Genomic DNA, 12,357 nt, shown 5'->3' with positions numbered 1-12,357 from the left:
TAGATGTCAGCCTCGTAGTGATAAATTAGCCCAGTTTCTCTTGCGCAACAGGTGGAGAAGTTGAATACGCCGCGTGCTAAAAATGAGGCAACAGATTCACTGGGGAGAATCGCGAGGAGGCGCAATTCTACAAAATTGCACATTTCACTGCCAGTCTGACGTCAGAGTGTTGATTGAATAACGTCAATGCGGTGCAAACACTGCAAATATGTAAATAGGCTGGAATGCATCGCGCAAAGTCGGGAACAGGTAGATGTCAGGGCAAGAAAGCGTCCGTAGAATCAGCATCAAGCCGGAGTCTTCCGGTGAGGCGCAATGTTGCGGGGGCTTGATCCCCGGCGGCATTGGTTGCTGGAAAGAGAAAACCCCCGCACGTTGTAGGTATTCACCTGACAACATCACGGGGCTAATCTTGAACCCAAACAACTCAAGGATAGCCGCGAAATGGTGTCATTACAACACAGGCGGCTATATGACGCTCTAAAATGCCCGTAGTGCTGTCGACCTTTACGGAGGCTACACATGGCTTTATTGTAGCCCCTTCAGTATGCTGAAAAACTACCCGGTATTTATCTCTTTCAACCTGAGAAATTATGTCAGTGAGAAACCATGCAACACACTGAACTAAATGCTCAGGGATCCCTCTTGCTTCTTTTTGAAATGCCGCCACAAGCTCTGACCGTGTCATCTCACCATATGCCCCAGACCAAAGCCCAACGTAGTGCGATGTCAGTAAATCACTTGAGAAAAAGAGAGAGGCAGGTTCAGCCTTGTTGGGATTAATTGACAGGATTGACCACTCCTGTTCAAAATTTCAAGGTCAGTGGCGAAAACCTGTGGGCTAATGTTTTCCTTCATTCTCACAATCTGCTCCGAGGACAGTCCTAAATTGCGATCGATACCGCTGCATGGCGTTTGTGCCCAGAGCGGATTCAATGGCGCTATCAGCCAAAACAGAATTAACCCTCTGCTCATTTTTCTGCCCTTTATTAAAAAACATTAGCATCACGAATAATGGACTCCTTACCCTGAAGCTTTCCGTGCTTATCAATGTATTCGTTGTCCACACGACATATTTCCGTAGCATACCCTCCCCATGCGGAAGTCGCCGATTTGTCGTTCGTCACCTGCACATTTAGCGTGAAGTGATAGTTGTCGTAAAATGTTTGAATCGTACTGCCAGGAACAAAATCGACAATATCCAGCACCACTTTCATTCCACGAACATGAAATTCACGGCGATGCCCGTACCAGCGATGATCGCGACAGCCGCCAATGACATCGGATTCATAAAAACGGGCACGAGTGACAGTGCTGCCCCAATGCTCAGTTGGCTGAAGGATATCGGTATCATCGGTTAAATCGCGAAGTTTACATTGAAACATTCCCGAAAAATTGCCCCAGTCTCCCTGATAGATATCGGCCTGTTTTTGATGCATGCATCCCAACACATAGCGTTTTTCTCCCGTTGCTAACAAAATCGGTTGCTCAAGAAGAAGGCTGTCAGCGGTTTGCGGAAAGCGTTGATACACTTCCTGGATAGTGGGCCATGCAGCCGTTGCAGCCTCGGGAAGTATCAGATATAAACAGATCGCGTTGACTGATTTCATCGATCTCACCAGTCTTCATCATTACAAACAATGCCATCGCGTATACCCGCGATAATGTCTGCTTTTTTTAAACGGATGTTCTTTTCACTTCGGCAGATATAATCCACGTTATCACTGGACTTTAAACCATACTTTCTGCCATTGAACTCAGCGACACATTTCTGCCGTAACGCTGCTGGGTCCATCTGCTCAAGATAGGGTAGAATCGCGTTTCCTTTACTCAACAGGTAACAGGTATACGACTCCCCCTGCCCGGCATCCATTCCTCGCTGCCAGCGAACAAGCTCAGTCAGAAATTGTAATGATTGAGGATCATTACCCTCACCAATCACATCCAACCCTAATTCCGGCTCCGCACCTTTTCCCTGCACAATCGCATGTTCAGCAAATTCCAGCATTTGCTGTTGATGACCCGATATTTCAGCCTGTACAAACAGAGGCATTAGCAAAATACCGACCGCCAGAAATCCGCGTCCATTTATCATTTTCCCTCCCTGAAAGTACAAAGTGTATCGTCGCCTGCAAAACCTTCATGCACAAAAAAAGCCTTAGTCCAAAACGATATGGCGTGAGAAAAAAGTAATGACTGGTATTCGGAGAATACCCCTCAGAAGTGCGAGCAGGTATGGAAGATTTGGCGAAAGGGATGCAAAAGAGAATGAAACATCAGAAAGCATCTCGCATCGCGCGCATTCTGAGAATGAAGTAAGTAAGACCGAAGACGTAGAATCAGCACCAAGCCGGAGTCTTCCGGCGAGGCGCAATGTTGCGGGGGCTTGATCCCCGGCGGCGTTGGTTGCTGGAAAGAGAAAACCCCCGCACGTTGTAAGGCGTAAACCTGACAACATTACGGGGGCCATTCTTGAACCACAACAATTCAAGGATAGCCGCGAAACGTTGTCATTACAACACAGGCGGCTATATGACGCTCGCGCAGTTAGGCATGGCCTTCTGGCACGATTTAGCGGCTCCGGTCATTGCTGGCATTCTCGCCAGCCTGATCGTGAACTGGTTGAATCAGCGGAAGTAATGTGTCACGCGGGCGTCAGGCTGCCGTAATGGCAATATGCGCCCGGACCAGGCCGCAGAGGTAAATTCTGCGGCCTTTTTCGCTCTTACTGCGGATAAGGCACCCAGTCGCCGCCATTTAAACGAACATAGGACTTGTTCTGGTATTGGATGACTACCGCATTTGAGTTTTCGGATACTGGTGCTGTCTGCGGTAATCCACTGGTGAGTTTTTTCCAGTCGACATTATCTTCAGTAAAAATCTTGCCATCGAGAACGCGAACTACCAGTTCGGAGATTGCCAGGAAACTACTGGGTTGATCGATGACAATCGGCGCGCCTTGATGCGGTGACTTCATACCGAAGAATTTCACACCAACGGGAACGTCAGTAATTGATGGGCTCGGAATATCGCGCAGACCAGACACCTGCATTCTGTCGCCTTTCAGCGCGCCGCCGTGCTCTGGCACTACGACGACCATCACTTTACGGCCAGATTTTTCCAGCTCGGTAAAGAACGCATCCAGTTCATCAAAGAACTTCTGCGCCCGCGCTTTGTAATCTGCGGTTTTGCTGACGCCCGGATAATGGTTGCCGTCATGCAGTGGAAGCGTGTTGTAGAACGTGGCGCTGCGAGTGTTTTTATCTTTTTCGGTGACGTCCAGCCAGCGGTTGAGTACGGCGGCATCGTCATAGACTGGCGAACCATCAAAGCCCAGCAGAATAACCGGAAGATGGGTTTGATCCATCAATTCCGCCTGCATACCACCGTTTTCGCGGACTTCTTTCAGAAAGCCGCCGAACTGGCCGTTATGCCCCAGCATCAAATGCTGGGTGAAGCCAAGTTTTGAAAGGTTATCAAATAGGTAACAGTCATTGTTTGCCGGTTGATACAGATTGGTATGCGATGTCTGACCACAACTGGCGCGCAGCAAACGAATTGCTGCCGGACCACTGTACGAGGTTGCAGAGTTGAAGTTTTTAAACTCAATATCGAAATGCGACCATAACGGATGCGACATCAGCCCGGCAGTTTCAATATCTGACCAGGAGAGAGAGCAAATGTTAATGACCAGAAGCTCAAATGGCTGGGCGTCAGCCGGAAGCGTAGACGGGAAAGGCGTCTTGCGTTTCGCTTCGGCGTTATAGAAATTATTCAGCCAGGCATTGAGGTTCGCGGTTGTCGGTGGGGCGGTTTGTGCAGGAATATCACCGACCACCGGCGTGCCGCCTGCGGCTGCGATAGTTGCTGCTGCGTTACCCCCTGTCGTCGTCACTGTGGTGGTGGGTTGACCTGCAGGCCACAGAGAGAAACTTGGTCCCGCCAGGGTAAGTACGTTTAGCCACACCAGAATAGCGACCACAAAAATGGTGACGCGAATCCACTGCGACAGAAATAACCAGGCCACAAACAGTACAAAAACGGCGCCGATCATCTGCCAGTTAATAAAGCGAGTGATAAGGTCGATTAAATAATCGGCGCTGAAACCCGCTACCTGCGATCCCTGACTCATTATGCTTTCCGGGCCGGGCAGCCACGTGTCATGCCAGAACAAGGCAAAGCCGATCGGTAGGGCTATCCAGTGGCGCAAGCGATGCAGGTTGTAGCGTGGAATCGGCATCAGCAGAAATGCAGCAAACACCAGATTAAGCAGCGGATGGAAGTTCAGATATCCCGCCCACAACAGGCCGAACTTGACCAGAAAATAGAAGTTCCAGCCAGAAAGTCCGCGCCAGTATTGCCACAGGGAAGAAGGCATGGCGGTATTTGGGGTAAATTGAGTCATTTTTGGGTTGCCCTGGCTTTTTTCGCGCGGCGTAACGTACCGACCGGTTTAACATAACGAGGTTTAGCAAATAACAGACGTAGAGTGTCACGAATACGTCGCATTGAGTGTCGCGCCAGATAGCCCAGAGGGAAAAATATCAGCGCACAAACGATAATAATTTCAATGATATCGCTGATAGTCATCATGATGAATGCTCCACTGCATCACCTAATAGCCGCAGAGGTTCCGGTTTGCGTCGCCAGTTGCGACCGTCGTGCTCGGCATTGATTACTGGGGTGGAACTCTGTGTTAAAGGCAGCGGTATGCCCCATTGTTCCGGGGCCAGTAAACGCATTTGTACCAGTTCAGCGCTGATTTGATCATCTTCAAACCAGACCATACGGTTAGAGAAAATGTCACCGGTAGGTAGTGGGAAAATATGATTCAACGCGGTATCCAGATCGTTAATCCGGCAGAACGAGAGGAATAGCACCAGCCGATTGCCGCCAATCGTCATGATATCGCCTGTGCGATTTGGACGGCACAGCGTCAGGGCTTGCTCAACACGAATGCCTGGAACCGGTCGTAGAGCGACCAGCACCCCTTTACCATGAGCAGGCAATAACGTGTTATTCATCATGTTATTGACCGCATCACAGAACACATCCCACTTCAGAAAACCGCGTAGTTTCAGCGGCTGGGTCATTGACAGCAGGGTGGTGATATCTTCAGGCACATAACGGCTGAATTTCTGCCCTTGCACGCTTTCAATCATTGTCAGGCAACGAGAGAGTGGGGCGTTCCACGGGATCACCATGTTAGCGCCGCAGGCCAGCAACAGGCGTTCATCGGTAGCGCGCAGGCTGGCAATGTTTTCCCGTACGAGGATTTTCATCGCGCTGCCGCGCTGACGACGCAGGGTATGAATGCTGCGAGCCAGAGATTCGATTTGTCTGTTTTGCTGCAAAGAGAACACCACCGTCGCCGCCTGAGCGGTACGAGCTTCATTAAACAGCGCTTCGTTATTATCAAATAACTTCCAGTGTTCCGATAGCGGCGGCGCGCCTTCCAGTACGGCAATATTACTAAGAATACGTTTTTCGTCGCTGCGCGGCTGGATCTCCGCCTCTTCGCGCTGCACTAATGTCCAGATGTTATTTTGTCGCTGGACGGTAAGTTGCTGGCGAGCGCTGACGCCTTTTTCGTTGCACCAGAAGGCAATATCCAACAGATGTTGGTCCCCCTGAAAACGCAAGCTGGCGAGTCCAAAAAGCGAACGGTACTCCTCCAGCAACAATGAAAATTGTTTATCGTTATTATTTCCCGGGTTAATTACCAGCAGTGAGCAATGGTTTAATCTGCTCCACTTATTCATTTTTTCCAGCCACGAGCGAAGTCGTTCGGCAGGAATGTTTTGCCATGCGTTATTTGTGCAAACAAGAATGAAAAGGTAATTTTGAGGATCAATGGAGCACTGTAAATCACGAGGCAAATAGTATAGACCCTTCTCATAATTTAGCATCGAAAATAATTTTATTTTTTCTGGGCCTTGAGAATCATCTAATTTGAAGTCTTTTTCAGGATCGTTGCCCATGCTAATGACCGCAACTTTCGCGGTTTCAGCCTGAGATGCAATAGTTTGATTCACCAGACTGATAGCATCTTCATGGCGATCAACGTTAAACCACCAGGTGCCGCCTGCTGGCATATGTCGTAGTTCATCCCATAACGATGAGATACCGATAGAGAATACAGGGTCCACAATGTCCCTCATGTCACCATTTTGTCTGATTACCAGTTTACTAGCGAAAGCAAAGAAATAAACCTACCATTGAAATTAAAACTTATCAGATTTAGCATGTGAATCAATTTAGCAAGCCGGAAGCCTTGTGATACCAGCCTTTTCGTTTTTTACTTTTTGCCGTTGCGTAACGGAAAGTCAAAAAATGAACAAATTCCGTATTGTTGTTTAACAATGATCGTGTGAAATTCAGTTTGTTAGAACTGTCTTATTTGCATAAATCCTATTTCATAGAGATCGACCATAATGAATAACAACGAACCAGATGCTCTGCCTGATCCCGCATTAGGCTATATTTTTCAGAACGATATTCTGGCGTTAAAACAGGCATTTTCACTGCCTGATATTGATTATGCCGATATTTCCCAACGCGAACAGTTAGCCGCAGCATTAAAGCGTTGGCCGTTACTGAATGAGTTTGCGCAACAAAAGTAGGGGAGCGGTAAATGGCCGTACTGGGATTGCAAGGGGTGCGGGGAGGCGTGGGTACTACAACCATTACTGCTGCGTTAGCCTGGTCATTGCAAATGTTGGGAGAAAACGTGCTGGTGGTCGACGCCAGCTCGGATAATTTACTGCGCTTGTCATTCAACGTTGATTTTGCTCATCGTCTGGGGTGGGCCAGAGCTATGCTGGACGGTCAGGACTGGCGTGACGCCGGGCTACGTTATACCTCGCAGCTCGATCTACTGCCTTTTGGCCAGTTATCCATTGAAGAACAAGGAAATCCCCAGCACTGGCAATGCCGATTGGGCGAGATCTGCTCCGGCCTTCAGCAACTGAAGGCTAGCGGACGCTATCAATGGATTTTGCTCGATTTACCGCACGACGCCTCGCAAATCACTCATCAGTTGCTGAGTCTGTGCGATCACATCCTGGCGATTGTCAAAGTGGACGCTAATTGCCATATTCGGCTGCATCAGCAAGCACTGCCCGCCAATGCACATATTTTGATTAATGATTTCCGCGTTGGCAGCCAGATTCAGGATGATATTTACCAGCTTTGGTTACAAAGCCAACGGCGTCTGTTGCCGATGCTCATCCATCGCGATGAAGCGATGGCTGAATGTCTGGCGGCGAAACAGCCATTGGGCGAATACCGCAGTGATGCGCTGGCGGCAGAAGAAATATTGACGCTGGCAAACTGGTGTCTGTTGAACTATTCCGGGCTGAAAACGCCGGTCGGGGGCGCATCATGAGTATCCTGACCCGGTGGTTGCTTATTCCGCCGGTTAATGCGCGGCTTATCGGACATTATCGGGATTATCGTCGCCACGGCGCGTCGGCTTTCAGCGCGACGCTCGGGTGTTTTTGGTTGATCCTCGCCTGGATATTTATCCCGTTGGAGCATCCGCGTTGGCAGCGTATTCGCGCACAACATAAAATCCTGTTCCCCCATATCAACGCCTCACGTCCGCGTCCATTGGACCCGATCCGTTATGCTATTCAGACCGGCTGGTTGCTGATCAGCGCGTCACACAGAGAAACGCCGAAACCGCGCTGGCGGGCATTCTCAGGTCTACAGAATATCCGTGAGCGTTACCATCAATGGATGGATGAGCTTCCGGGACGCTTCAGCCATAACACGCAACATCTTGATGAGAAAAAAGAACTCGGCCATCTGAGTGCTGGAGCCCGGCGTTTTATTCTTGGCATTATCGTCACCTTCTCGCTGATTCTGGCGCTGATTTGCGTCACCCAGCCGTTTAATCCGCTATCACAATTTATCTTCCTGATGTTGCTGTGGGGCGTAGCGCTAATTGTACGGCGGATGCCGGGGCGTTTCTCCGCGCTGATGTTGATTGTGCTGTCACTCACCGTCTCTTGCCGCTATATCTGGTGGCGCTACACCTCCACGCTGAACTGGGACGATCCGGTTAGCCTGGTGTGCGGGTTAATCCTGCTGTTTGCTGAAACCTATGCGTGGATTGTGCTGGTACTCGGTTACTTCCAGGTCGTATGGCCGTTGAATCGTCAGCCAGTACCGCTGCCGAAAGATATGTCGCTGTGGCCATCGGTGGATATTTTTGTGCCGACCTACAACGAAGATCTTAATGTGGTGAAAAACACCATTTACGCCTCGCTGGGCCTCGACTGGCCGAAAGATAAGTTAACTATCTGGATCCTCGATGATGGCGGTAGGGAAGAGTTTCGCCAGTTTGCACAAAACGTGGGGGTGAAATATATCGCCCGTACCACCCATGAACATGCGAAAGCAGGCAACATCAATAACGCGTTGAAATATGCCAAAGGTGAGTTCGTGTCGATTTTCGACTGCGACCACGTACCCACACGTTCGTTTTTGCAAATGACCATGGGCTGGTTCCTGAAAGAGAAGCAATTGGCGATGATGCAGACGCCGCACCATTTCTTCTCACCGGACCCGTTTGAACGCAATCTTGGGCGTTTTCGTAAGACGCCGAACGAAGGCACGCTGTTCTACGGTCTGGTGCAAGACGGTAACGATATGTGGGATGCCACTTTCTTCTGCGGTTCCTGTGCGGTGATTCGTCGTAAGCCGCTGGATGAGATAGGCGGCATTGCTGTTGAAACCGTAACCGAGGATGCGCACACGTCGTTGCGTTTACACCGTCGTGGCTATACCTCCGCATATATGCGTATTCCGCAGGCGGCAGGGCTGGCGACCGAAAGCCTTTCGGCACATATCGGTCAACGTATTCGCTGGGCGCGCGGGATGGTGCAAATCTTCCGTCTTGATAACCCACTTACCGGTAAAGGGCTGAAGTTCGCGCAACGGCTGTGCTACGTCAACGCCATGTTCCACTTTTTGTCGGGTATTCCACGGCTGATCTTTCTGACCGCACCGTTGGCGTTTCTGCTGCTTCATGCCTACATCATCTATGCGCCTGCGTTGATGATCGCTCTGTTTGTACTGCCGCATATGATTCACGCCAGCCTGACCAACTCGAAGATTCAGGGTAAATATCGTCACTCCTTCTGGAGTGAAATCTACGAAACGGTGCTGGCGTGGTATATCGCGCCGCCAACGCTGGTGGCGCTGATAAATCCGCATAAAGGCAAATTTAACGTCACCGCCAAAGGCGGGCTGGTGGAGGAAGAGTATGTCGACTGGGTGATTTCACGCCCATACATCTTCCTCGTACTGCTCAACCTGGTGGGTGTCGCTGTCGGCATCTGGCGTTACTTCTATGGTCCGCCGACGGAAATGCTCACTGTTATCGTTAGTATGGTGTGGGTTTTTTACAACCTGATTATTCTCGGCGGTGCGGTGGCGGTATCGGTAGAAAGCAAGCAGGTCCGTCGTTCACACCGTGTAGAAATGACGATGCCAGCGGCGATTGCCCGGGAAGATGGACACCTCTTCTCTTGCACCGTTCAGGACTTTTCTGACGGTGGACTGGGGGTCAAGATCAACGGTCAGGCGCAGATTCTGGAAGGACAGAAGGTGAATTTGCTGCTCAAACGCGGACAGCAAGAATATGTCTTCCCGACGCAGGTGGCGCGTGTAATGGGGCATGAAGTTGGGTTGCAATTGATGCCGCTGACTACCCAACAACATATTGATTTTGTGCAGTGTACGTTTGCCCGTGCGGATACATGGGCGCTCTGGCAGGACAGCTACCCGGAAGATAAGCCGCTGGAAAGTCTGCTGGATATTCTGAAGCTCGGCTTCCGTGGTTATCGCCACCTGGCGGAGTTTGCTCCGTCTTCGGTGAAAGGCATTTTCCGCGTGCTGACTTCTCTGGTTTCCTGGGTTGTATCGTTCATTCCACACCGCCCGGAACGGAGTGAAACGGAACAACCATCGGATCAGGCTTTGGCTCAACAATGATGATAACGCGATGAAAAGAAAACTATTCTGGATTTGTGCAGTGGCAATGGGGATGAGTGCGTTCCCCTCTTTTATGACGCAGGCGACGCCAGCAACGCAACCACTGATCAATGCTGAGCCAGCCGTGCCTGCCCAGGCGGAGCAAAGCCCGCAGGTGGGCCAGGTGATGCCTGGCGTACAGGGAGCGAATGCGCCAATTGTGGCGCAGAACGGTCCTTCGCGGGATGTGAAGCTGACTTTTGCGCAAATCGCGCCGCCGCCGGGCAGCATGGTGCTACGTGGTATCAACCCGAACGGCAGTATTGAGTTCGGCATGCGCAGTGATGAAGTGGTGACGAAAGCGATGCTCAACCTCGAATACACGCCATCGCCATCGTTACTGCCTGTCCAGTCGCAGTTAAAGGTTTATCTCAATGATGAACTGATGGGCGTGCTGCCCGTGACCAAAGAACAGTTGGGTAAAAAAACGTTGGCACAGATGCCGATTAACCCACTGTTTATCACCGATTTCAACCGCGTGCGGCTGGAGTTCGTTGGTCATTATCAGAATGTTTGTGAAAACCCCGCCAGTTCTACGCTCTGGCTTGACGTCGGGCGCAATAGCGGATTAGCGCTGACTTACCAGACGTTAAATCTGCAGAATGATCTGTCGCACTTCCCGATTCCGTTCTTCGATCCACGAGATAACCGCACGAATACGCTGCCAATGGTTTTTGCTGGTTCGCCGGATACGGATTTGCAACAGGCTTCGGCAATTGTGGCTTCCTGGTTTGGTTCGCGCTCTGGCTGGCGTGGTCAGCACTTCCCGGTGCTCTATAATCAACTGCCGGATCGTAATGCGATTGTTTTTGCTACTAACGACAAACGCCCGGACTTCCTGCGCGATCATCCGGCGGTAAAAGCCCCGGTGATTGAGATGATCAACCATCCGCAAAATCCCTACGTCAAACTGCTGGTGGTATTTGGTCGTGATGACAAAGACCTGTTGCAGGCGGCAAAAGGCATCGCTCAGGGCAATATTCTGTTCCGTGGTGAAAGTGTGGTAGTGAATGAAGTGAAACCACTGCTACCGCGTAAGCCGTACGATGCGCCGAACTGGGTGCGTACAGATCGTCCGGTTACTTTTGGTGAACTGAAAACCTATGAAGAGCAATTACAGTCCAGCGGGCTGGAGCCCGCGGCAATTAACATTTCGCTGAACCTGCCGCCGGATCTCTATCTGATGCGTAGCACGGGCATCGATATGGATATCAACTATCGCTACACCATGCCGTCGGTGAAAGACAGTTCACGGATGGATATCAGCCTGAATAATCAGTTCCTGCAATCTTTCAACCTGAGCAGCAAACAGGAGGCGAACCGCTTGCTGTTGCGTATTCCGGTGTTACAAGGTTTGCTGGATGGTAAAATGGATGTCTCTATTCCGGCGTTGAAGTTGGGAGCGACCAACCAGTTGCGCTTCGACTTTGAATATATGAATCCGATGCCGAGCGGTTCGGTGGATAACTGTATTACCTTCCAGCCAGTGCAGAATCACGTAGTTATTGGCGACGATTCCACCATCGACTTCTCGAAGTATTACCACTTCATTCCGATGCCGGATCTGCGGGCCTTTGCTAACGCGGGTTTTCCGTTCAGTCGGATGGCGGATTTGTCACAAACCATCACAGTGATGCCGAAAACGCCAAATGAAGCGCAGATGGAAACGCTGCTGAATACCGTTGGTTTTATCGGCGCGCAAACGGGTTTCCCGGCGATTAATCTGACCGTAACCGACGATGGCAGCGCTATTCAGGGGAAAGATGCCGATATCATGATTATCGGCGGTATCCCGGAAAAACTGAAAGACGACAAGCAGATCGATATGCTGGTGCAGGCCACGGAAAGTTGGGTGAAAACACCGATGCGTCAGACGCCGTTCCCCGGCATTGTGCCTGATGAAAACGACCGCGCGGCAGAAACACAGTCAACGCTGACCTCTTCCGGCGCGATGGCGGCGGTAATTGGCTTCCAGTCGCCATATAACGACCAGCGCAGTGTGGTTGCGCTGCTGGCAGACAGCCCGCGTGGTTATGAGATGCTTAACGATGCGGTGAATGACAGCGGAAAACGCGCCACTATGTTTGGTTCCGTCGCGGTGATCCGCGAATCGGGCATTAACAGCCTGCGGGTGGGTGATATCTATTACGTCGGTCATTTGCCGTGGTTTGAGCGCCTGTGGTACGCACTGGCGAACCATCCGATTCTGCTGGCGGTACTGGCGGCAATCAGCGTGGTATTGCTGGCCTGGGTACTGTGGCGTCTGCTGCGAATTATCAGCCGTCGTCGTCTTAACCCGGATAACGAGTAATTGAT

At 50.7% G+C, this 12,357-nt stretch carries 11 protein-coding genes; 5 read left to right on the top strand and 6 right to left on the bottom strand.

Annotation, left to right across the window (positions count from 1 at the left end; genetic code table 11):
- Window positions 1-183: 183 nt before the first annotated feature.
- The 3 genes from PS053_RS13205 to PS053_RS13195 all read right to left on the bottom strand — a co-directional run bounded on the left by PS053_RS13205 (window position 184) and on the right by PS053_RS13195 (window position 2,095).
- Window positions 184-402, bottom strand: coding sequence for a hypothetical protein (locus PS053_RS13205; RefSeq protein WP_273774100.1), 219 nt, complete (start codon window positions 400-402; stop codon window positions 184-186).
- 587 nt (window positions 403-989) lie between these two features.
- Window positions 990-1,610 carry a hypothetical protein gene (locus PS053_RS13200; protein WP_256879266.1) on the bottom strand — a complete coding sequence of 207 codons (621 nt, stop codon included), beginning with the start codon at window positions 1,608-1,610 and terminating at the stop codon, window positions 990-992.
- Between the two features lie 5 nt (window positions 1,611-1,615).
- Window positions 1,616-2,095, bottom strand: coding sequence for an Imm57 family immunity protein (locus PS053_RS13195; RefSeq protein WP_256879267.1), 480 nt, complete (start codon window positions 2,093-2,095; stop codon window positions 1,616-1,618).
- A 437-nt stretch (window positions 2,096-2,532) separates the two neighbouring features.
- On the opposite strand from PS053_RS13195, the gene PS053_RS13190 reads away from it, so the two are divergent.
- Window positions 2,533-2,640 carry a type I toxin-antitoxin system toxin Ldr family protein gene (locus tag PS053_RS13190; RefSeq protein WP_010330952.1) on the top strand — a complete coding sequence of 36 codons (108 nt, stop codon included), beginning with the start codon at window positions 2,533-2,535 and terminating at the stop codon, window positions 2,638-2,640.
- 85 nt (window positions 2,641-2,725) lie between these two features.
- Here PS053_RS13190 and bcsG read toward each other — a convergent pair whose 3' ends face one another.
- The 3 genes from bcsG to bcsE are packed head-to-tail and all read right to left on the bottom strand — an operon-like array spanning window position 2,726 to window position 6,161.
- Window positions 2,726-4,405: a cellulose biosynthesis protein BcsG gene (gene bcsG, locus PS053_RS13185; RefSeq protein WP_256879268.1), complete on the bottom strand. Its 1,680-nt coding sequence runs from the start codon at window positions 4,403-4,405 to the stop codon at window positions 2,726-2,728.
- Window positions 4,402-4,593, bottom strand: a complete 192-nt coding sequence (gene bcsF / locus PS053_RS13180; RefSeq protein ID WP_000988304.1) for a cellulose biosynthesis protein BcsF — start codon at window positions 4,591-4,593, stop codon at window positions 4,402-4,404. The genes bcsG and bcsF overlap by 4 nt, the downstream gene beginning before the upstream one ends.
- Window positions 4,590-6,161, bottom strand: coding sequence for a cellulose biosynthesis c-di-GMP-binding protein BcsE (gene bcsE, locus PS053_RS13175; protein ID WP_256879269.1), 1,572 nt, complete (start codon window positions 6,159-6,161; stop codon window positions 4,590-4,592). Before bcsE ends, bcsF begins: the two co-directional genes overlap by 4 nt.
- A gap of 273 nt (window positions 6,162-6,434) precedes the next feature.
- Between bcsE and bcsR the strand changes: the two genes are divergently transcribed.
- From bcsR to bcsB, 4 genes are read left to right on the top strand one after another with little or no spacing between them, the layout of a single operon-like run.
- Window positions 6,435-6,623, top strand: coding sequence for a cellulose biosynthesis protein BcsR (gene bcsR / locus PS053_RS13170; RefSeq protein WP_001063308.1), 189 nt, complete (start codon window positions 6,435-6,437; stop codon window positions 6,621-6,623).
- A gap of 11 nt (window positions 6,624-6,634) precedes the next feature.
- Window positions 6,635-7,387, top strand: a complete 753-nt coding sequence (bcsQ, locus tag PS053_RS13165) for a cellulose biosynthesis protein BcsQ (RefSeq protein ID WP_256879270.1) — start codon at window positions 6,635-6,637, stop codon at window positions 7,385-7,387.
- On the top strand, window positions 7,384-10,002 hold the full coding sequence (gene bcsA / locus PS053_RS13160; RefSeq protein WP_059245101.1) for a UDP-forming cellulose synthase catalytic subunit: 2,619 nt from the start codon (window positions 7,384-7,386) through the stop codon (window positions 10,000-10,002). The genes bcsQ and bcsA overlap by 4 nt, the downstream gene beginning before the upstream one ends.
- Before the next feature lie 10 nt (window positions 10,003-10,012).
- On the top strand, window positions 10,013-12,352 hold the full coding sequence (gene bcsB / locus PS053_RS13155) for a cellulose biosynthesis cyclic di-GMP-binding regulatory protein BcsB (RefSeq protein ID WP_256879271.1): 2,340 nt from the start codon (window positions 10,013-10,015) through the stop codon (window positions 12,350-12,352).
- Window positions 12,353-12,357: the final 5 nt, after the last annotated feature.

Source organism: Escherichia albertii (assembly GCF_028622335.1).
GTDB classification, from domain to species: domain Bacteria; phylum Pseudomonadota; class Gammaproteobacteria; order Enterobacterales; family Enterobacteriaceae; genus Escherichia; species Escherichia albertii.
Note: the sequence above shows the minus strand (reverse complement) of the source record. Positions and strands in the feature narration are given on the sequence as shown.

What these genes read in the sequence shown, in the direction of transcription:
- PS053_RS13200 (WP_256879266.1), bottom strand. Translation starts at nt 1,610, where the DNA reads ATGAAATCAGTCAACGCGATCTGTTTATATCTGATACTTCCCGAGGCT.
- PS053_RS13195 (WP_256879267.1), bottom strand. Translation starts at nt 2,095, where the DNA reads ATGATAAATGGACGCGGATTTCTGGCGGTCGGTATTTTGCTAATGCCT.
- PS053_RS13190 (WP_010330952.1), top strand. Translation starts at nt 2,533, where the DNA reads ATGACGCTCGCGCAGTTAGGCATGGCCTTCTGGCACGATTTAGCGGCT.
- bcsG (WP_256879268.1), bottom strand. Translation starts at nt 4,405, where the DNA reads ATGACTCAATTTACCCCAAATACCGCCATGCCTTCTTCCCTGTGGCAA.
- bcsF (WP_000988304.1), bottom strand. Translation starts at nt 4,593, where the DNA reads ATGATGACTATCAGCGATATCATTGAAATTATTATCGTTTGTGCGCTG.
- bcsE (WP_256879269.1), bottom strand. Translation starts at nt 6,161, where the DNA reads ATGAGGGACATTGTGGACCCTGTATTCTCTATCGGTATCTCATCGTTA.
- bcsR (WP_001063308.1), top strand. Translation starts at nt 6,435, where the DNA reads ATGAATAACAACGAACCAGATGCTCTGCCTGATCCCGCATTAGGCTAT.
- bcsQ (WP_256879270.1), top strand. Translation starts at nt 6,635, where the DNA reads ATGGCCGTACTGGGATTGCAAGGGGTGCGGGGAGGCGTGGGTACTACA.
- bcsA (WP_059245101.1), top strand. Translation starts at nt 7,384, where the DNA reads ATGAGTATCCTGACCCGGTGGTTGCTTATTCCGCCGGTTAATGCGCGG.
- bcsB (WP_256879271.1), top strand. Translation starts at nt 10,013, where the DNA reads ATGAAAAGAAAACTATTCTGGATTTGTGCAGTGGCAATGGGGATGAGT.